Origin of the sequence: uncultured Amaricoccus sp. (assembly GCF_937891315.1) — a bacterium.
Taxonomy (GTDB): domain Bacteria; phylum Pseudomonadota; class Alphaproteobacteria; order Rhodobacterales; family Rhodobacteraceae; genus Amaricoccus.
This window is the reverse complement of the sequence record NZ_CALAGI010000156.1, coordinates 65,877-84,986: the sequence shown is the minus strand read 5'-3', so window position 1 is coordinate 84,986 and position 19,110 is coordinate 65,877. Positions and strand designations below refer to the sequence as shown.

Below are 19,110 nucleotides of genomic sequence, written 5' to 3'. Positions count from 1 at the left end.
GGACCGGTGGCATGGCGACGCTGCTTTCCCCCGCGCGCGCGGCGCTCGCCGCCGCGGCGCTCATCCTGGCGGGTTGCGCCCCGCCGAAGGAGGCGGACATTCCGATCTCCGACGCCGCCGCCGCGCGCCCCGCGCCGAAGCTGGCCGAGACCGCGCGTTTTACCCGGGCGATCGACGCCGCCGTCCCGGCGATCGCCGCGCTCGAAGACCAGCGCGCCACGCTCGCGGCGGGCGCCGCCGCGCTCAACCAGCGCGCCGCCGCCCTCTCGGGTCCGGTGATTCCCCCCGCCGAAGGCGACCGCCTCGCCGAATGACCGGCGGTCAGAGGCTCTCGCCGAAGAGGCCGATGTCCACGAGAAAGGCGGAGCGTATCCCGTCGCGCCGCCCTCTGAAGGTGCGCCCGAACGGGCGGATCGTCTCGGTGGCGGTGATCGTCGCGACCGGAGTGAGCCGACGCCGATTGACCCGCCGGAATGTCCGTTCACGCTGGCCGACCGCCGCGCTCCCGACGGATTGGCCCCGTCGGTCCGGATTCGCATCCCGACGCGCTTCGGCGAAGCATCGGTGGAGAAGGAGGTATGTGGCTTGCTCGTCGGCTGAGTTGCTGCGCGCTGGCCTGACTGGTCGCATTCACCTTCTTCGTGGGCTATCTCGGCGGCTGTGGTGGACGGGAGGCGTTCATGCCGTCGTGCCGAGCGAGATCCGCCGTTCGCCGCAGGTCGTCACCCCGCATGGTAGGATGAACCATCGTCGCCGGATTTCGCATCGGTCGGCCTCCGGACATCTCGGATCAGCAAGATCAGCGCGAGGCACAGGATGGCGACCAGCATTCCAAGATCAAATATCTATCTGTATTCAGTCAAAACTCACTCCTTCAATCCTCAAATTTCGAGACCTTCAGTCAAAAGCAGGTTGCATCCGATTCATGGAAGATCAATTCGATGACTTATCATGGTCCGATAGCACCTCCCGAATGGCCTCGATAACCACCTCGGGGTGCTCCACCTGAATATTGTGACCACTGTCGACTTCGCGGACAATCGCATGGGGATACAGATTCGCGAAATCCGCGAGCTTGGCATTGTCGAACGCGGCGATCGGTGTTCCCGCTTCGCTCGGCGCGATCAGGATGACCACCGGCATGGCGGCGGGCAGTTCGGGCGCGGCGAGCACGGCCCGACCCGTCTCGGCAAGGGCGTCGAACTCCGCCCTCGCAGGCCCGAACAGACCCGCGGCGGTCATGGCCGCCGACACCAGGCCGCCGCGATTTTCCAGTGCGCCGGCACCTTCGAACTGGGTCGGGTGGGTCGGGTCGACGAGCACGAGGCCGGCGACCTCGGTCGGGTAACGTCGGGCATAGAGTTGCATGTAGAGGCCGCCCGCCGAATGCCCCACCAGAACGTAGGGCGGTCGCAGGTCGCGGCTTCTCAGGAGGGCGCGAAGGTCGGCGACGATCGTACCGCCATCGCGCGGCCGCGTCGTGCTCGCGCTCCGGCCGATGCCGGGCCGGTCGTATGCAAAGACGGTATTGGTCGTCGCGACGGCCTGAAAGACTTCGCCCCACGATTCCTTGTACCCCGCCAGCCCCGACTCGAACACGACTGCCGGCTCCGCCCGCGCGATTTCCGCCGTTTCGACACGTCCCGCGGGGGGATCGAGGACGGCGGTGCCCGGCAATGACACGCAGCCTGCGAGAGCCAGACCGACGCCCAAGGCGCGGAGCGCCGGACGCATCAACGCCCCCGATCCAACAGGAACCGCCATCGGCATGGGGGCGCCCTCATGGCAGGATCAAGCATGGGCATTGCCGGGGCAGAGAACGCCTTGAGCATGATTGACTTATCCCACTCGACGTATTAATTATTGTTACACATTAATTTTTTCATGTCAACGCGGGAGGCGCGGTCGCATGAGCATTCCGGATGTCGCCGCGGACGGTCCGTCCACACGACTGCGCGGGCCCTCGCCGCGGCGCACGGCCCGCGGCATGTGCCTGCTCGTCGCTTTCGGAGCCGTGGCGACTCAGGGTCTGCTCGCATGGGCGTGGATTTCGTCAGACCATGCTTCGGCTCTGGTCGCCGCCCGGCTGGGCCTGGCCGATGTTTCGCTGTCATTGGACGGATGGTCGCGGGGCCTCGGTTTGGCGGTTTCGATGATCCCGCTCGCCGTTCTTTTCCGTGCGCTGCGTCAGGTCTACCAGATCTGCGACGACATCCGGGAAGGATCGGTTTTCTGGGGTCTGTTCGCACCGCGGCTCCGGCGGATCGCCTGGGCGATGCTGGCGCTCGCCGCGCCGCGGCCGCTGACCGACGCGGCGCTGTCGGTCATTCTCACGGCGGGGAACCCGCCGGGCGCGCGACACCTCGTTCTGGCCTTCTCCACGGACGACACCATGATCGCCATCCTCGGCGGACTGATCTTCGTCCTCGGACTCGTCATGCGCGAGGCGGCTCTGATCGCGCAGGAAAACCAGCAGATCATTTAAGGCGATCCCATGGCCATCATCGTCAATCTCGATGTGATGCTTGCGCGGCGCAAGATGCGCTCGAAAGAACTCGCCGCGCGCGTCGGCATCACGGAGCAGAACATATCCTTGTTGAAGTCAGGAAAGGTGAAGGGAATCCGGTTCGAAACGCTCGACAAGATCTGCGACGTTCTGGACTGCCAACCCGGGGACATCCTCGAGTATCGCCACGACGAGGAGCCAGGCCGTGGCCACGTCGGGCCGCGGCGCATCGATCTCGCGGGTAGCGATCCGGAGCAACTCTTCCATGGTTTCGACGGGAAGCGACAAGGAAACAGCCTCCTAGAACAGGACATTGAGCCGCCCCGCCCGTCGCGCCGCTTCGCGCGGATCGCGCGTCCGCGGGCCGACGACGGCGCGGCGGACGGTGTGCAATCCCCCGGATCCTGACGAAGCATTCGCCGGCGGGCGGCGGCGCCGGACGAAGGCGTCGCCGTGTCGGGTGAGGTAGCGGACTTGGGCCACGGGTTGGGCTACGCCGGTCCCGGCGCCCCGGAACCCATTTTTTCCGCTTGAATTCAGGGATTTGGAGCGGGTGAAGGGAATCGAACCCTCGTATTCAGCTTGGAAGGCTGCTGCTCTACCATTGAGCTACACCCGCGACGCCCCGCTTATAGCCGCCGCGCGACCGGCTCTTCAAGTCGGGATCGGTCGGGCGGGCACCAGCCGCTCCAGCATCGCGGGCAGGTCGGGATAGGCGTCGAGCAAGGCGGCGGGCGCCATCCGAGCCACGGCCGCCCCCTCGGGACCGAAGGTGACGAGCACGCAGGGCACGCCGGCCGCCCGCGCCGCCTCGCGGTCGGTCACGGTGTCGCCGACCAGCACCGCCCGCTCCGGCGCGCCGCCCGACCGCGCGATCGTCTCGAGAAGATGCAGGGGATCGGGTTTCCGCACCGAGAGGCTGTCCGCCCCCAGTACCGCCTCGAACCGACCGCGCACCCCGAGCCGCGCCAGCAGCGTCTCGGCCAGTGCCAGCGGCTTGTTGGTGCAGACTGCGAGCCGCCAATCCGCGGCTTGCAGGCGATCGAACGCCGCTTCCACGCCGGGATAAAGCCGCGTCTCCCGGTCGATCCCGTCGCGATAGAGTTCCAGCAGCCGCGGATAGGCGCGCGTCACCTCCGCCTCGGCATCCGCCAGCGCATGCGCGGCGAGCCCCGCGCGCAGCATCGCCCGCCCACCGGCGAAGGCCTCCGCCCGATGCGCCAGGCGATCGAGCGGCGATCCGTAGCCCGCCTCGGCCAGCGCGCCGTTCGCCGCCGCGATCAGATCGGCGGCTGTGTCGGCCAGCGTTCCGTCAAGGTCGAAAACCGCAACCCGCATCGCCCGCTCCCTGTCCGACGCGGGCCTATGTCGCGTATTTCGGTAAGGAATTGAAACAGAAACTGATCGAACGCGACCTTTTCGCGCGGACCGCCCGCTGCTAGAAGCACCGGAACTGTCTCAGCGGAGCCGCGCGCCTCATGTCCACCGCCGTGATCCTGCTCGCCGCCGGCCAGGGCAGTCGCATGAACTCCGACCTGCCGAAGGTGCTGCACCGCCTCGCCGGCGCGCCGCTCATCGCCCACGCGCTCGCCTCGGCCCGCGCGGTCGAGCCGGAGCGGATCGTGGTCGTCACCGGGACCGGCGCCGACCAGGTCGATCCCGCGCTGCGCGCCCTCGATCCCGACCTGCGGATCGTGCATCAGACCGAACAGCGCGGCACCGGCCACGCCGTCGCCCAGGCCGTGCCGGAGCTCGCCGGATTCGAGGGCGACGTGATCATCCTCTATGGCGATACGCCCTTCATCCAGCCCGAGACGCTGCGGGCCATGCTCAAGGCGCGCCGCGACGGCGCCGCCGTGGTGGTGCTCGGCTTTGACTCACCCGCGCCCGGCGGCTACGGTCGATTGATCACCGACGGCGCCGGCCGGCTCCTCGCCATTGTCGAGGCACAGGACGCGACCCCGGCACAGCGTGCGATAACCCTCTGCAACTGCGGCGTCATCGCCACGGAGGCGGCCCTGCTGTCCGACCTGCTGGCGGAGGTCGGCACCAGCAACGCCAAGAACGAATATTACCTTACCGACATCGTCGCCATCGCCAACGCCCGCGGCCTTCACGCCAAGGCGATCGCCTGCGACCCGTCCGAAACCATGGGTGTCAACAGTCGCGTCGATCTGGCCGCCGCCGAGGCCGCGTTCCAGGCCCGCGCCCGCCGCGCCGCGCTCGACAACGGCGCCACCCTCACCGATCCGGACAGCGTCTGGTTCGCGCTCGACACCTATATCGGGCGCGACGTGCTGATCGGCCCGAACGTGGTGTTCGGCCCCGGTGTCACCGTGGAATCCGGCGCCGAGATCATCGGCTTCTGCCATTTCGAGGATTGCCATATCAGCCGCGGCGCGCGCGTCGGCCCGTTCGCGCGGTTGCGCCCCGGCGCCGAACTGGCGGAGGATGTCCATATCGGCAATTTCGTCGAAGTGAAGAACGCCATCATCGACGAAGGCGCCAAGATCAATCATCTGGCCTATGTCGGCGACGCGCATGTCGGCGCGAAGACCAACATCGGCGCCGGCGCCATCGTCTGCAACTACGACGGCGTCTTCAAGCACCGCACCGAGATCGGCGCCCGCGCCTTCATCGGCTCGAACGTAGCACTCGTCGCCCCCCTCGCCATCGGCGACGAGGCCCTCATCGCCGCGGGCTCGGTCGTCACGGAGGACGTGCCGGCCGGCGCCCTCGCCGTCGGCCGCGCCTCCCAGACCAACAAGCCCGGTCTGGCCACGAAGCTCATGGCCCGGCTCCGCGCCCGCAAGACCGAAAAGGTACCCGGCTGATGTGCGGTATCGTCGGCATCCTCGGCCGCCACGAGGTCGCGCCCCTGATCCTTGAGTCGCTGAAGCGCCTCGAATACCGCGGCTACGACAGCGCGGGCATCGCGACGCTGCAGGACGGGCATCTTGCCCGCCGCCGCGCCGTCGGCAAGCTCATCGCCCTCTCCGACCTGCTGGTGCAACAGCCGATCCGCGGCCATGTGGGCATCGGCCATACCCGCTGGGCGACACACGGCGCCCCGAACGAGCGCAACGCCCATCCGCATCAGGCCGGCCGCGTCGCCGTCGTGCACAACGGCATCATCGAGAACTATCGAGAGCTCCGCGCCGAGCTCGAAGCCGAGGGCGCGGTGTTCGAGACCGACACCGATACCGAAAGCATCGCTCGCCTCTGCGACCGCGAGATCGGGCGCGGCAAACCGCCCGTCGAAGCGGCGCGTGCGACGCTCGCCCGACTGCGCGGCGCCTTCGCCCTGTGCTTTCTCTTCGACGGCGAGGACGATCTGCTCATCGCGGCGCGCCGCGGCTCGCCGCTCGCCATCGGCTACGGGTCGGGCGAGATGTACGTTGGTTCCGACGCGCTCGCCCTCGCCCCCCTCACCCACCGCGTCGCCTATCTCGACGAAGGCGACCACGCGATCCTGACCCGAGAGAGCGCCGAGATTTTCGACGCATCCGGCGCGCCGGTCGAGCGCGAAATCCACGCGGTCTCGACGAAGAATCTCTATGCCGAGAAAGGCCCCTACAAGCACTTCATGGCGAAGGAGATGCACGAGCAGCCGTCGGTGATCTCGGACGCCCTCGCCCGCTATGTCTCGGCCGACCGCGCGGCGGTTCACCTGCCCGCCGGGGTTGATTTCACCACCATGGACCGGCTGGTGCTCGTCGCCTGCGGCACCGCCTACTACGCCTGCCACGTGGCGAAATACTGGTTCGAGAGCATCGCCCGCCTGCCGGTGGAGATCGAGGTCGCCTCCGAATTCCGTTACCGCGAGCCGCCGCTCGGGCCTGGAACGCTCGGCATCTTCGTCAGCCAGTCGGGCGAGACCGCCGACACGCTCGCCGCCCTGCGCTATGTCCGCGCGCAAGGTGGCGGCGTGCTCTCGGTGGTCAATGTCGAGACCTCCTCGATCGCGCGGGAGAGCGACGTGGCGCTTCCGATCCTCGCCGGCCCGGAGATCGGCGTCGCCTCGACCAAGGCCTTCACCTGCCAGCTCACCATTCTCGCCACCCTCGCGCTCCACGCCGCCCGCCAGCGCGGCGTGTTGTCGGCGGAGCAGGAGGCGCATCTCGTCTCCGCGCTCTGCGCCGTGCCCGGCCTCATGTCCCGCGCCCTCGCCATCGAGCCGCATGTGATCGAGATTGCGAAAGACCTTGCCCGCGCCCGCGACGTGCTGTTCCTCGGTCGGGGCACCATGTATCCGATCGCATTGGAAGGCGCGCTCAAGCTGAAGGAAATCAGCTATATCCACGCCGAAGGTTACGCTTCTGGCGAACTGAAGCACGGCCCGATCGCGCTCATTGACGAAAACGTGCCGGTGGTGGTGCTCGCCCCGTCCGACGCGCTTTTCGACAAGACGATCTCGAACATGCAGGAGGTGCTGGCCCGAGGCGGCCGCGTCATCCTGATCAGCGACGCCGGCGGCCTCGCGCAGGCCGAGGCGGGCGCCTGGCGCACGCTCCGCATGCCGGCGGTCGATCCCTTCGTCGCGCCGATCCTCTATGCCGCGCCGGCGCAGCTCCTCGCCTACCATGCCGCGGTACTCAAGGGCACCGACGTCGACCAGCCCCGCAACCTCGCGAAATCCGTGACGGTGGAATAGAGCATGGCCAAGCAGTTTTCCGGCTTCGAGCCCGAACATGAGTGCTTCGTGGCCGAGCAGCATATCTTCTTCGTCGCGACCGCCGCGCCCGAGGGTCGCGTCAATCTCTCGCCGAAAGGCATGGACAGCCTACGCGTGCTCGGACCGAACCGGCTCGTCTGGCTGAACCTCACCGGCTCCGGCAACGAGACCGCCGCGCATCTGCGCGAGAGCCCGCGGATGACCGTCATGTGGTGTTCCTTCACCAGGCGCCCGCTGATCCTGCGCGCCTATGGCGCCGCGACGGCGATCCACCGCGACACGCCTGGCTGGGCCGAGCTCTACGCGCATTTTCCCGACGAGATCGGCGCGCGACAGATCTTCGACATGACCGTCGATCTGGTGCAGACCTCATGCGGCTACGCCGTGCCCTTCATGGATTTCCGCGAACCGCGCGAGACCTTGCACAACTGGGCGGAAAAGGCTGGCCCCGACGCCATCGCGACCTATTGGGCCGAGCGGAACGCGGTTTCGATCGACGGCAAGCCGACGGGAATTCCCGCGGATCTCCCCGTCTCGTGAAACTGGACGCGGCCGAGGCGATTTCCCAGCTCCGCGCCGCCGCCGATCCCGGCAAGGCGGCGGAGATGGCCGCCTATCACAAGGCGCCGCGCGAATATCTCGGGCTCGCGGTTCCCGCGGTCGAGGCCGCCGTCGCCGGCTGGCGCGACGAGGCGGACCTCCCCGCGCGCGTCGTCCTCGCCGGGGGACTCTGGGACAGCGACATCCACGAAGCCCGAATCGCCGCGGCGAAACTGCTGACCCAGGCCCGGCTTGGCGATGGCGACCCTCTGGTCTGGGCCGAGTTCCTGCGCTGGGTGCCGGATTTCGATGCCTGGGCCATCGCCGATCATGCCTGCAAGGCCGGCGAACGCCGCCTCGGCGCCGTCCCGGACCGGCTCGACACGGTCGAGACCTGGATCCGCGATCCGAACATGTGGGTGCGCCGCGCCGCCATGGTCGCCACCCTGCCCTGGACCAGGCAGAACCACCCGACCCCGGCCGAGGAGGCCGCGCGCGACCGGATCCTTGGCTGGGCCGCGACCCTGGCGCCCGACCGCGACTGGTTCATCCAGAAAGCCATCGGCTGGTGGCTGCGCTCGCTGTCGCTCCACGATCCGGAGCGGGTCGCCACCTTCCTCGCCGGCCCCGGGGTCGCCCTGAAGCCCTTCGCCCGTCGCGAGGCGATCCGCCGGATGCCGCCCAGCCAATCTTGCTGAGTCAGAAAGACCAAGCCCCTACCCGCCGGTATGGCTCATGTGGCGTGAGACGCGGCCCGCGACCGTCTGGCGCGAATAGTCGAAATCGTGGCCCTTCGGTTTCCGCGCGATCGCGGCCTCGATGGCGCGGACCACCGGTGCGTCGTCCCCCGGATGCGCGCGCAGCGCCGAGCGCAGATCCGCGTCCGCGTCCTGCCCGAGGCACATGAAGAGCTGCCCGGTACAGGTCAGCCGCACGCGGTTGCAGCTCTCGCAGAAATTATGGGTCAGCGGCGTGATGAAGCCGACGCGGCCGCCGGTCTCCAGCACCCGTGCATAGCGCGCCGGGCCGCCCGTCCGCTCGGTCGTGTCGACAAGCGTCCAGCGGCTCTCGAGATCCCGCCGCAGGGCCTTCAGCGAATAATACTGGTCCAGCCGGTCCTCGTTGCCGAGATCACCCATCGGCATCACCTCGATGAAGGTGAGGTCATGCCCCCGCGCCCCGCACCAGGCGACGAGATCATGGATCTCGCCGTCGTTCACGCCCCGCAGGGCCACGGCGTTGATCTTGACACCGAGGCCGGCCGCGGCGGCCGCCTCGATCCCGTCCAGCACCTGCCCGAACCGTCCCCAGCGCGTGATCGCCCGGAACTTCGCCGGGTCGAGCGTGTCGAGCGAGACATTGACCCGCCGCACCCCGCACGCCACGAGGTCCGCGGCGAAGCGCGAAAGCTGGCTGCCGTTGGTGGTCAGTGTCAATTCGTCGAGCGCGCCGCTCTCGACATGGCGGCGCATGGCGCGGAAGAAGGTCATGATCCCCTTGCGCACCAGCGGCTCGCCGCCGGTGATCCGGAGCTTGCGGACCCCGAGGCCGACGAAGACCGAACAGAGCCGGTCCAGCTCCTCGAGGCTGAGCAACTCCGCCTTCGGCAGGAAGGCCATATGCTCGGTCATGCAATAGACACAGCGGAAATCGCAGCGATCGGTGACCGACACCCGAAGATAGGTAATCGCGCGCTGGAAGGGATCGACAAGACTTGGCGTTGCGATCACGGGCCGCGCCCCTCCCTCGGGCGATTGCCTTGAGACTAGGCGCCGGAGTCCGACTCTTCAAGCCGACCGCGACTTTGGGAGGAGGTCTCGACAGGCGGGGCCGCCCCGTGCGATCCTCGGGGTCGGCGGATGAACGGGGGCGACGAGAGTGGAAATGGGGTCGATCCCCGACGCTTGGCGGATCGGGTGATGGGCGCGGCGGCGATGCGTGTCGCCGGACGCCCGACGCTTGCTCCGGGCGACGACTGGGACGCGGTCGCGGCCCGGTTCCGCTGGCCGCGACCGGCGACCTACAACATCGCCGAAGCGGCCTGCGACGCCTGGGCGCGACTGGCGCCGGACCGCCTCGCCCTTCGCCATCTCGGGCCGGAGGGCGTCCGGGACTGGTCCTATGGCGATCTGGCGCAAGCGTCCCGGCGGCTCGCCAACACCTTCGCGGCGCATGGCGTCGGGCGCGGCGACCGGGTCGCCGTTCTGCTGCCACAGTCTCCCGAGGCGCTGCTCACCCATTTCGCCGCCTATCGGCTCGGCGCCGTCGTGGTGCCGCTCTTCACTCTCTTCGGCGAGGACGGTCTGCGGTTCCGCCTCATCGACAGTGGCGCGGTGGCGCTTGTCACCGACGCGGCGAACCTGCCGAAGGTTCTCGCGATCCGCGACGAGACACCGGAATTGCGCGCGGTCTTCTCGATCGGCCCCGGCACGGCGCCTTCCGGCGTGCTCGATTTCGTCACTTCGCTCGCGGCCGGGTCCGCGGATCACACGGCGGTCGCGACCGGACCGGACGATCCCGCCTTTCTCTCCTACACCTCCGGCACCACCGGTCCACCCAAGGGCGCGCTGCACGGCCATCGCGTGCTGATCGGCCATATGCCGGGTGTGTTTCTCGCGCACGAGGGGCTCGGCCAGCGCGGCGACCTGATCTGGACACCTTCGGACTGGGCCTGGATGGGCGGGCTCACCAACGTGCTGCTGCCGGCGCTGGCGCTCGGCGTGCCGGTCGTCGCCCACCGCATGGCGAAATTCGATCCCGAGATGACGGCGCGGCTGATGCGCGATCTCGGCATTCGCAACGCCTTCTTCGCGCCGACCGCGCTCAAGCTGATGCGGCAGAGCGGCCCGGCGACGATCGACGGCCTGCGCAGCGTCGCCTCGGCCGGCGAGGCGCTCGGCGCGGAGCTTCTCGACTGGGGCCGTGGCGCTTTCGGCCTCACCATCAACGAATTCTACGGCCAGACCGAATGCAACGCGGTGGTCGGCAATTGCGCCGGGCTGATGCGAACGCGTCCCGGGTCGGCCGGCCGTGCGATCCCCGGCCACAGCGTCGCGATCCTCGGCCCCGATGGCGTTCCGGTCGGCCCCGGCGAGATCGGCGAGATCGCGGTCGCCGCGCCCGATCCGGTGATGTTCCTCGGCTACTGGAACAATCCCGCGAAGACGGCGGAGAAATACGTCGGCCGCTGGCTCCTGACCGGCGACGAGGGACGGATCGACACCGACGGCTATGTCTTCTTCCGCGCCCGCGTCGACGATATCATCACCTCCTCGGGCTATCGCATCGGCCCGGGCGAGATCGAGGACTGCCTCGTCGGCCATCCCGACGTCCTGCTCGCCGCCGTGGTTGGCGTGCCGGATCCAATCCGCACCGAACTCGTCACCGCCTTCGTCGTGCCTCGCGCCGGGGCCACGCGCGAAGGTCTCGAGGCGACGCTGATCGCCTGGGTGCGTACGCGCCTCTCGGTGCATGTGGTGCCGCGGCGGGTGATCTTCGTCGACGACCTGCCGATGACGACGACCGGCAAGATACAGCGGCGCTCGCTGCGCGGCTGGCCGGACACAAGCGACCGTTGAGGCCGCGCGATGGGATGGGTTTGGACGAGCGGATCGGACTCCGCGCCGGAAATAGGGTTGGGGAATGGACGTCCACCAGTTCGAACGGCGGATCGAAACGCTGGAGGAGGTGGAGCCGCTGTGGCAGCTGCTCGTCACCTTCGCGCGGGAGCGCCGCGGGCGGTATCTCGGCTATCAGCATCTGGCCCCGATCGGCGCGCCGGACGCCCATGTCCAGCGGGTGGTCAGCGCCGGCTTTTCCGATGACTGGATCGCCTTCTACCTCGCCGCCCGGGCAAACGGAACGACGCCGGTCGCCACCCACGCCGAGCGGCATGGCGAGCCGGTATACTGGACCGACATCGAGACGCTGAAGGACCTGACGCCGGAGGAGGAGCGCCATCTCGCGGCGCTGCGCGCGGCCGGGCTGACCGACGGGCTCTGCATCCCGGTTTTCGGGCCCGCGGGACGCAACGGACTGTTCGCCCTCACCTTCCAGCCGGGCATCGCGCGCCTTCCACCGGAGGATCTCGGCGCGATCCACTGGGCATGCCAGACCGCGCATCTGCGCTATTGCGCGCTGCTGCGTCCGACGATCGGCGAGCCGCCTACCCTGTCGCGGCGCGAGGCCGAGGTGCTGGCCTGGGTGGCGCGCGGCAAGTCGAACGCCTGCATCGGCGCGATCCTCGGCATTTCGGCGCATACCGTCGATGCGCATCTGCGGCGAATCTATCTCAAGATGGGCGTCTTCGACCGGATCAGCGCCGCCCTCCGCGGCCTCGGCTTCGGTCTCATCCATTCGGACGTCTGAAACCCGCCCGTCGCTCCGGCCCATCGCCGCGCAATTGTCGCGAACAGGCGGATCAGTCTTCCGACTCCCGCGTTCCCGTAGGTCCTCTGTCGGGATTGTCTCGCCCAACTGCTTGGGCCTACCCCGCCCGACGGACCTGGGAGATGACGGATGAATGACGGCGGACTTCTCGATGGCAGCTTTGTGCGCGCGCTGTCCGACGGCCCGTCGGCGCTGCCGGGCAGTCTCGATGCGCTGATCGGCTACCTGCTCCTGATCGAAGGACTGCTCGGCGAGAAGGCGGTGGAGCTTGAGCCGAGTTGGGATCTCGCCGAGGCCAACGGCGCCGAGATCGAGACGTTGCTGCGGCTGCGGGAACTGATCGTCGAGCGGGCGATCGGCATCCGCGCGGACGAGATCGACGGCGTGCTCGCCAAACTCGCCATCTGGCGCATGCTGTCGGACGGCGAGGAAGGCGAGATCCGCGCCGACGAGCCGCCCGTGCTCAACCGCCTCGTGCTCTCGATCGAGACGGACCTCCTGCGCCAGCGCGCCAACGCCCGCTGAGGCGCGCCCTCCTCAGCTATCGGCGATCAGCCGTGCGAACCCGTCCGCGACGGCCGAGCCCGCCGCCGCCGCCAGCGCCTTGCGATCGGCGAAATCGGCGACGCGCAGCGGCGGATGGAAGGTCGCCTCGACCACGCCGCCGCGCGACCGCGCCATCACCGTGACGAGATGCGCGCCGAAATCCATGTCGCCCCACCAGCCGTAGAAGGCCTTCGGCAGGCCCGCGCGCGGCCGGTAGGCGATGCTGACCGGCTGAACCCAGACGAGGTTCCGCAATTCCGGTTCGAAGAAGGCTTCGAACAGCGACGATTTGAAGGGCAGCACGCGCCGGCCATCCGTGCTGGTGCCCTCGGGGAACAGGCAGAGCCGGTCGCCTCCGAGCAGTCGGTCCCGGATCACGGCGTTCTGGCGCCTGGCCTCGGTGGCGCGGCGCTCGATGAAGACCGTGCCGATCGCCCGCCCGATGAAGCCGATCACCGGCCAGCCTGCAACCTCCGCCTTGGAAACGAAGAACCCGCGCGTCGACCGCTGCAAGGTCACGATATCGAGCCAGCTCGCATGGTTCGCCACCAGCGCGCCGGGGTGCTCCATCGGCGCGCCGACCGGTTGAAACCTGAGCCCCAGGAGGAAAAGCACGACCGTCGCCCAGGCCTGGATGATCCGGGGGGCGAGCGCCGGCGGATCGGCGAGTGCCAGCCGCGCCAGCCGATCGACGCCCTTCAGGATCAGAAACAGCCCGAAGAGCCCCAGCGTCGCCAGCAGCGCCAGCGGAGCGCGCCAGGCGACCCAGACCCAGTCTCCTGACCGGAGCCTCGGCGGGGCCGGAGTCTCTACCTCGTTCCAGCCGATGCTCACCTTTTCATACCGCCTCGCGGCCGCGCTGGTAGAACTTCAGATAGCGCTCGGTCATCCGCGCGGTGTCCATCACCACGCACACATCGATGGTATTGAAGTCCCGATCGAGATAGGCGCCCTCGCCGACGAAGCCGCCGAGCCGCAGATAGGCCTTGATCAGCGGCGGAACCATGCCCGCCGCCCGAGCTTCCTCGATCGCCGTCGCCGGCATCCGGTCCATGGCGAGGAAATGCTCCGGCCGCGCCCGGACGCGCAGGTCGGGTGGCGCCAGGTGGAAATGGTGCAGATAGCTCAGCGCCTCGGCCAGCGGTTCGGGGTCGGTACCGGGAAAGCTCGCCACGCCGAACAGGATCTCGATCCGCCGGGTCAGCACATATTCGGCGAGTCCGTTCCACAGAAGATGCATCGCCGGACCGCCGCGATGTTTCGGCGCGACGCAGGACCGGCCGAGTTCGACGCTCGGGCGGCCGCAGGCGAGGATCGGCGTCAGATCGTATTCCGACGCGCCATAGAAGCCCTGACCCGCCAGCGCCGCCGCGTCGCGCATCAGCCGGTAGACCCCGACCACGCGATCGAGCGGATCGACGATCGACCGATCGAGGTCGAGCAGGATCAGATGGTCGAAATAGGGATCGAAGGCGTCCCATTCCCGCCGCGCCGCCTTCTCCTCGGGATCGGCCAGCGCGCCCATCTCCTCGACGAAGACGCGGTAGCGCAGCCGCTGCGCGCCCTCGCGCTCGACCTCCGTCTCGGCGAGCTTCACGCGATAACGGCTTGTATCGAGCTTCATGCTGGTCCTTGCGCCTCCGCGCCGTCCGAGGCGCCGGCGCCTTCCCTGTAGCGCCGGGGCGCCGGTTAGGCAAACGCCGGAGCCGCGGGGGCGCCGACGGGGCGCGGTGAAGGCGGGGCTTTGCCGGCGGATTTACCTTGCCTTAACATATTCGGGTGTTTTCTTACTCCAAGGATCGGCCGAACTCCGGCCAGAGCTGAACCCGGGAACCATTTATGACCACCTTGCCGGCATGCTCGAAATTGACGGTGATCTTGTCGCCGATCACCGATTGCACCTGCCCCAGACCCCAATCGGGCTGTTCGGGATGTCGCACCAAGTTGCCGGGTTCGAGAAATTCGTTCATCGCGGCCTCCGCGTCCGGAGCGAGACGGACGTGAGCGCGCCCCGTATCGACGCGCACGATCTCAGCGCACTCGTTGCCGCCCGGCTCTGTCATGACCTGATAAGCCCGATGGGTGCTATCGGCAATGGCATGGAGCTGCTCCAGATGACCGAAGGGCGCGGCGCGGCCGAGCTTGAGCTCATCTCCGACAGCCTCGCCACGGCGCTTGCCAAACTGCGCTTCTATCGCCTTGCCTTCGGCCCGGCGGACGCCCAGGCCCGCCAGTCGATCGACGAGGCGCGCCAGATCACCGACGCCATGTTCCACGGTCGCTTCACCGTCGCCTGGGATGCGCGGGGCGCCGGCATGCGGCGCACCACCGCGCGGCTGGTCTATCTCGCCATCCTCTGCCTCGAGAAGAGCCTGCCGATGGGCGGCTCGGCGCGGGTGCTGATCGAAGACGAGGCCGTCGGCCTGGCCGTCGAGGGCTGCCGCGTCGCGCCGCATTCCAACCTCTGGCTGCATGTGACCCATGGCGTGCCGGTGCTCGATCTCGGTTCCGGCGGCGTCCAGTTCGCCCTGCTCCGCCAGGGGCTGGAAGCGAGCGGTCACCGGATCGAGGTCGATTTCGGCGAAACGGACGTCACGGTGCGCATGACCGCCCCGACGCCGATCCTGGCCTGAACGCCAGCCGAGCCCAGGCCTTCCCTGACTGATTCCGGGGTACGCCAGAGCGGAGTCCGGTCCGGCAGAGCCGGTTCGTCCACTCCAGACTCTTGATTTAACGCAATATCTTGACCACCAGACGATTCCGTCCGGTTGGATATTGCGCTGGTTGGGGTCTGTCAGTCCCCGGCAGGCGCGCTGCCGCGCCCTCCCCGCCAGCGGGCGGCCTGCGGTTCGGCCATGGCGAAATCCGAACCCCTCGCGCCCTTCGCCCGGGCTCCGGAGACGGAGCGGGACGACCGTCACCGGACGCCTGTTCCGGTCCGGGGCGCGCGCCCCGGATCACGCGTCCGCGAGACCCGCCCGGAACCGCCGCATATTGGCGCGGTAGCTGGCGGCGGAGCGCAGAAGATTTTCGATCTCGTCGAGCTCCAGCATCCGCGCCACCTTGCCCGGCCGCCCCATCACCAGCGCGCCGTCGGGGATCCGCTTGCCCTCGGTGATCAGCGCGCCGGCGCCGATCAGCGCGCCCCGCCCGATCTCGGCGCCGTTGAGCACGGTCGCGCCCATGCCGACGAGGCTGCCCTCGCCGATCACGCAGCCATGCAGGATCGCCGTGTGGCCGATGGTGCAGCGCGCGCCGATGGTCAGCGGAAAGCCGATGTCGGTATGCAGCACGCAGCCGTCCTGCACATTGCTGTCCTCGCCTACCGTGATCGGTTCGTTGTCGCCACGCAGCACCGCGTTGAACCAGACCGAGGCGCCGCGTTCGAGGATCACGTTGCCCATCACCCGCGCGCCGGGCGCAACCCAGAAATCGCCGTCCTCGGGCACGCTCGGCGCCACACCATCCAGAGCATAGAGACTCATTTCAGACGTTCCTCGAATTCGCGGTTCAATTGATTGACCGTGCCCATCAGCTCCGGTCGCCGGTCGCGGCGCAGCCGCTCGGCCCGGATGACAGCACTGAGCTCGGCCTCGCAGCGCACCAGGTTCTCATTGACCAGCACATAGTCATACTCCGCCCAATGGCTGATCTCATCGCGCGACTTCGCCATCCGCTCGGCCACCACCGCCGGGCTGTCCTGCCCGCGCGCGCGCAGACGGCTCTCGAGCTCGGCGATCGAGGGCGGCAGGATGAAGATCGAGACCACCGCGTCGCGCAAGCTGGAATTGCGGATCTGCTGGCCGCCCTGCCAATCGACGTCGAACAGCACGTCGCGGCCACGCGAGACCATCGCCTCGACCGGCGCTCTCGGCGTGCCATAGAGATTGCCGAACACCTCCGCGTACTCCAGCAGCTCGCCCGCCGCCGCCATCGCCTCGAACTCGCGCCGGCTGCGGAAGAAGTAGTCCCGCCCCTCCTGCTCGCCCGGCCGCGGCGGCCGCGTTGTCGCCGAGATCGAAAAGCCTACCTCGGAATCCGCCTCCAGCAGCCGCCGCGACAGGGTCGACTTGCCGGCGCCGGAGGGCGAGGAAAGGATGATGAGCAGACCGCGGCGCCGCTCGGCCGCCATTTCCAGTGTCACGGCCTATTCCACATTCTGCACCTGCTCGCGCATCTGGTCGATCACCACCTTCATTTCGAGCCCGATCGCGGTCAGGTCACTCGCCCCGGCCTTGGAGCAAAGCGTATTGGCCTCCCGATTGAACTCCTGGGTGAGAAAATCGAGCTTGCGGCCGACCGGCCCCTCCCCCGCGATCAGCTGGCGCGCCGCCGCGACATGCGCCTCCAGCCGGTCGAGCTCCTCGGTCACATCGGCCTTGACCGCGATCAGCGCCAGTTCCTGCGCGAGACGCGCCTCGTCCACCGCCGCGGTCGCCGCGAGTACCGCCTCGACCCGCGCGCGCAGCAGGGTCCCGCTCCGCGCCGCCCGCGCCTCCGCCGTGATCCGCGCCGCCTCCACCAACACCGCGATCCGGTCGAGCTGAGCGGCGATCAACCGGCCCAGCGCCGCCCCCTCGCCCGCCCGCGCGTCGCGCAGCCGCGTGGCCAGCGCCACCGTCTCGGCGGTCAGCGTCGCGATCACCTCCGCGTTCTGCGACGGCAAAACCAACTCGGTCTCCAGCACGCCGCGCAGGGTCAGAAGATCGGCGGCGGACATCGGCGCGAGCCCAAGGCCGAGCCGCGCCGCGACATCGCTCGCCGTCTCCGCCGCCTGGATCGCTGCTTCGAGCGCGGCTTCATTCAGCCGCGGGATGGCCGTCGACGCACCGCGCAGCAGGCGCAATCCGATCGTCACGGAGCCCCGGCTGAGCGTTCCGGTCATCGCCGCGCGCACGGCCGCATCCACCGTCTCGAACCCCTCCGGCAGCCGGATCCGCAGGTCGAGGCCGCGCCCGTTGACGCTGCGCGCCTCCCAGACCCAGGTCACGTCCCCGACCCCTCCGGTCAGGTCGGCGAAGCCCGTCATGGAAATAAGCGTCATAATCGTGCCTCAATTCTCCCGGAGGGTGAATCTCCGCTTAACTTTTCACCGGATTTGCGGCAAATTAACGTAGGAAGCGCAAGAGCCACGACTCCGGGGAAAACCTGCGCTAGCCTATGAAGAAATCATTTACCAAATGGCCGCCCGCGCCTCGCGGCCCGAGGTAAACAGGCGGCTTCTCGCGGGTCAAGTTTCGAAATGAATGATCTCATGCTCTCCTCGCTGAAATCCTACTGGGAGCGGCTGCGCGCCGGACGGATCGCGCCCTACCGGGCCGAGATCGACCCGCGCCAGTTCGAGGCGGCGCTGGAAAACATGTTCATCCTCGAAAAGGTCAGCGCCGACAACATGCGCATCCGTCTCGCCGGCATGAAGGTTTGCGAGATGATGGGGATGGAGGTGCGCGGCATGCAGCCGGGCTATCTCATCGACGAGGACGACCGGCTGCGGTTCGACCGGCTGCTGAACGTGGTAATGAACGAGCCCGCGGTGGTCGAACTGCGGCTCGAAGCGCGCAACCGCGCCGGGACCTATCACGCCACCATGCTGCTGATGCCGCTGCGCAGCGACTTCGGCGACATCAACCGCGTGCTCGGCTGCGCCAGCGGCGAGGGCGAGCTTTATGCGCCGCCGCTCGCCTTCACCATTCAGGACGTGTCGGTAACGCCGATCGAGCCCAGCCAGGCCGCCGATGCCAAGCGCGCGCTCCCGGGTTTCGCCGAGGAACAGACCTCGTTCGCCGGCCCGTCGGCCGCGCCGAAGCTGCGCTCGATCGAGGGCAATCCGAACGCCCCCTCCAAGACCCGCTCCGTCCCCCCCCACCTTCGCGTCATCGACGGAAAATAGCGCGCCTCGGGTGCGACAAGGTGGGCGCATTTTCTATCGGGTTTGTCGGCTCGGTTTCAGGACGAATTGATCGTCCGGCTTGAACCAGCCGTGCGCGCCATCCGGCGCGGCGTCGTCGACGCTCCCGAATTCCTGATATGGGCCGGCCCGCCGACCGCGTTCTTCGCGGTCGCCTCGACGAACCACGGAAGGATCGTGGCTCTCTCGCCAGTTCCCCACGCGCCTTTCTCGCAAGACAATATCCCGTCAGCCTTGAAGGCCGTCCCACGAGCGCTACCGGACAAATTTCCTGGAGACGAGACGCATCTCCCCAATGTCCCGACCGAGGTCTCGGGGTTCACGGGATACCGGCGCGAACCCGGAGGCCTCGAATCAAGGAAAAGAGGCGTATCGCCTGCAATATAACGCAGTCGCCCTGGAATGGTTCCACGGAATTTCGCGTTTCGGTTACCGATCTTCCGCCGCTCACTCCCGCGCGGAATTCGCCAGGCTCGCGAGGCTCGCCGCCAATGCCTTCGATTTCACCAGAGCCTCACACAAATCAACCAAACATATTTTCCGGTA

The 19,110-nt window shown here is 68.3% G+C and carries 20 protein-coding genes, 1 tRNA gene and 1 pseudogene; 12 read left to right on the top strand and 10 right to left on the bottom strand.

All coding sequences use genetic code 11. The features are described 5' to 3' along the window. Nucleotides 1-11: 11 nt before the first annotated feature. On the top strand, nt 12-314 hold the full coding sequence (locus Q0480_RS15720) for a hypothetical protein (protein WP_299134321.1): 303 nt from the start codon (nt 12-14) through the stop codon (nt 312-314). 619 nt (nt 315-933) lie between these two features. Here Q0480_RS15720 and Q0480_RS15715 read toward each other — a convergent pair. Beyond that, entirely contained in the window at nt 934-1,770 is an 837-nt protein-coding gene (locus tag Q0480_RS15715) for an alpha/beta fold hydrolase (protein WP_299134319.1), read from the bottom strand. A 217-nt stretch (nt 1,771-1,987) separates the two neighbouring features. Here Q0480_RS15715 and Q0480_RS15710 point away from each other — a divergent pair, with 217 nt between their 5' ends. Together Q0480_RS15710 and Q0480_RS15705 are read left to right on the top strand one after the other, a co-directional pair. Continuing rightward, complete coding sequence (locus Q0480_RS15710; RefSeq protein ID WP_299134318.1) at nt 1,988-2,485, top strand: DUF2975 domain-containing protein; 498 nt, start codon at nt 1,988-1,990, stop codon at nt 2,483-2,485. Nucleotides 2,486-2,494: 9 nt separating this feature from the next. After that, nucleotides 2,495-2,701 (top strand): annotated as a pseudogene (locus Q0480_RS15705) (helix-turn-helix transcriptional regulator); the annotation flags it as partial. A gap of 350 nt (nt 2,702-3,051) precedes the next feature. On the opposite strand, the gene Q0480_RS15700 reads toward Q0480_RS15705, so the two are convergent. Both Q0480_RS15700 and Q0480_RS15695 read right to left on the bottom strand, forming a co-directional pair. Continuing rightward, nucleotides 3,052-3,125 (bottom strand) — tRNA-Gly (locus Q0480_RS15700). A 35-nt stretch (nt 3,126-3,160) separates the two neighbouring features. Continuing rightward, complete coding sequence (locus Q0480_RS15695) at nt 3,161-3,844, bottom strand: HAD-IA family hydrolase (protein WP_299134317.1); 684 nt, start codon at nt 3,842-3,844, stop codon at nt 3,161-3,163. Between the two features lie 140 nt (nt 3,845-3,984). Here Q0480_RS15695 and glmU point away from each other — a divergent pair, with 140 nt between their 5' ends. The 4 genes from glmU to Q0480_RS15675 are packed head-to-tail and all read left to right on the top strand — an operon-like array spanning nt 3,985 to nt 8,419. Further along, nucleotides 3,985-5,340: a bifunctional UDP-N-acetylglucosamine diphosphorylase/glucosamine-1-phosphate N-acetyltransferase GlmU gene (gene glmU / locus Q0480_RS15690; protein WP_299134316.1), complete on the top strand. Its 1,356-nt coding sequence runs from the start codon at nt 3,985-3,987 to the stop codon at nt 5,338-5,340. After that, entirely contained in the window at nt 5,340-7,160 is a 1,821-nt protein-coding gene (gene glmS, locus Q0480_RS15685) for a glutamine--fructose-6-phosphate transaminase (isomerizing) (RefSeq protein ID WP_299134314.1), read from the top strand. Before glmU ends, glmS begins: the two co-directional genes overlap by 1 nt. 3 nt (nt 7,161-7,163) lie before the next feature. Further along, nucleotides 7,164-7,721 carry a pyridoxamine 5'-phosphate oxidase family protein gene (locus Q0480_RS15680; protein WP_299134312.1) on the top strand — a complete coding sequence of 186 codons (558 nt, stop codon included), beginning with the start codon at nt 7,164-7,166 and terminating at the stop codon, nt 7,719-7,721. Further along, complete coding sequence (locus Q0480_RS15675; protein WP_366940874.1) at nt 7,718-8,419, top strand: DNA alkylation repair protein; 702 nt, start codon at nt 7,718-7,720, stop codon at nt 8,417-8,419. Before Q0480_RS15680 ends, Q0480_RS15675 begins: the two co-directional genes overlap by 4 nt. A gap of 18 nt (nt 8,420-8,437) precedes the next feature. Here Q0480_RS15675 and moaA read toward each other — a convergent pair whose 3' ends face one another. Next, nucleotides 8,438-9,448: a GTP 3',8-cyclase MoaA gene (gene moaA, locus Q0480_RS15670; protein ID WP_299134351.1), complete on the bottom strand. Its 1,011-nt coding sequence runs from the start codon at nt 9,446-9,448 to the stop codon at nt 8,438-8,440. Between the two features lie 207 nt (nt 9,449-9,655). On the opposite strand from moaA, the gene Q0480_RS15665 reads away from it, so the two are divergent. The 3 genes from Q0480_RS15665 (at nt 9,656) to Q0480_RS15655 (ending at nt 12,635) form a co-directional block, all read left to right on the top strand. Continuing rightward, nucleotides 9,656-11,299, top strand: a complete 1,644-nt coding sequence (locus tag Q0480_RS15665; RefSeq protein ID WP_299134350.1) for an AMP-binding protein — start codon at nt 9,656-9,658, stop codon at nt 11,297-11,299. Nucleotides 11,300-11,363: 64 nt separating this feature from the next. After that, nucleotides 11,364-12,089, top strand: a complete 726-nt coding sequence (locus tag Q0480_RS15660; protein ID WP_299134310.1) for a LuxR family transcriptional regulator — start codon at nt 11,364-11,366, stop codon at nt 12,087-12,089. 150 nt (nt 12,090-12,239) lie between these two features. Then, nucleotides 12,240-12,635 (top strand): hypothetical protein, encoded by a 396-nt coding sequence (locus tag Q0480_RS15655; RefSeq protein WP_299134308.1) that lies wholly within the window; start codon nt 12,240-12,242, stop codon nt 12,633-12,635. Nucleotides 12,636-12,647: 12 nt separating this feature from the next. Here Q0480_RS15655 and Q0480_RS15650 read toward each other — a convergent pair whose 3' ends face one another. The 3 genes from Q0480_RS15650 to Q0480_RS15640 all read right to left on the bottom strand — a co-directional run bounded on the left by Q0480_RS15650 (nt 12,648) and on the right by Q0480_RS15640 (nt 14,626). Beyond that, nucleotides 12,648-13,490: a 1-acyl-sn-glycerol-3-phosphate acyltransferase gene (locus Q0480_RS15650; protein ID WP_299134307.1), complete on the bottom strand. Its 843-nt coding sequence runs from the start codon at nt 13,488-13,490 to the stop codon at nt 12,648-12,650. 4 nt (nt 13,491-13,494) lie between these two features. Beyond that, nucleotides 13,495-14,280, bottom strand: a complete 786-nt coding sequence (locus Q0480_RS15645) for a GNAT family N-acyltransferase (RefSeq protein WP_299134305.1) — start codon at nt 14,278-14,280, stop codon at nt 13,495-13,497. A 163-nt stretch (nt 14,281-14,443) separates the two neighbouring features. Beyond that, nucleotides 14,444-14,626 carry a DUF3553 domain-containing protein gene (locus Q0480_RS15640; protein ID WP_299134304.1) on the bottom strand — a complete coding sequence of 61 codons (183 nt, stop codon included), beginning with the start codon at nt 14,624-14,626 and terminating at the stop codon, nt 14,444-14,446. 30 nt (nt 14,627-14,656) lie between these two features. On the opposite strand from Q0480_RS15640, the gene Q0480_RS15635 reads away from it, so the two are divergent. Further along, on the top strand, nt 14,657-15,289 hold the full coding sequence (locus Q0480_RS15635) for a histidine phosphotransferase family protein (protein WP_299134303.1): 633 nt from the start codon (nt 14,657-14,659) through the stop codon (nt 15,287-15,289). Between the two features lie 324 nt (nt 15,290-15,613). Here Q0480_RS15635 and Q0480_RS15630 read toward each other — a convergent pair whose 3' ends face one another. Genes Q0480_RS15630 through Q0480_RS15620 form a run of 3 tightly spaced genes read right to left on the bottom strand, consistent with a single transcriptional unit; the run spans nt 15,614 to nt 17,700 of the window. Further along, nucleotides 15,614-16,141, bottom strand: coding sequence for a gamma carbonic anhydrase family protein (locus Q0480_RS15630; RefSeq protein WP_299134302.1), 528 nt, complete (start codon nt 16,139-16,141; stop codon nt 15,614-15,616). Beyond that, the gene (gene gmk / locus Q0480_RS15625; protein ID WP_299134349.1) at nt 16,138-16,788 is read right to left on the bottom strand and encodes a guanylate kinase; all 651 of its coding nucleotides are present in this window, start codon (nt 16,786-16,788) and stop codon (nt 16,138-16,140) included. Before gmk ends, Q0480_RS15630 begins: the two co-directional genes overlap by 4 nt. A 15-nt stretch (nt 16,789-16,803) precedes the next feature. After that, the gene (locus Q0480_RS15620) at nt 16,804-17,700 is read right to left on the bottom strand and encodes a YicC/YloC family endoribonuclease (RefSeq protein WP_299134301.1); all 897 of its coding nucleotides are present in this window, start codon (nt 17,698-17,700) and stop codon (nt 16,804-16,806) included. Nucleotides 17,701-17,898: 198 nt separating this feature from the next. Here Q0480_RS15620 and Q0480_RS15615 point away from each other — a divergent pair, with 198 nt between their 5' ends. Beyond that, on the top strand, nt 17,899-18,546 hold the full coding sequence (locus Q0480_RS15615; protein ID WP_299134299.1) for a PAS domain-containing protein: 648 nt from the start codon (nt 17,899-17,901) through the stop codon (nt 18,544-18,546). The last annotated feature ends 564 nt before the right edge of the window (nt 18,547-19,110 follow it).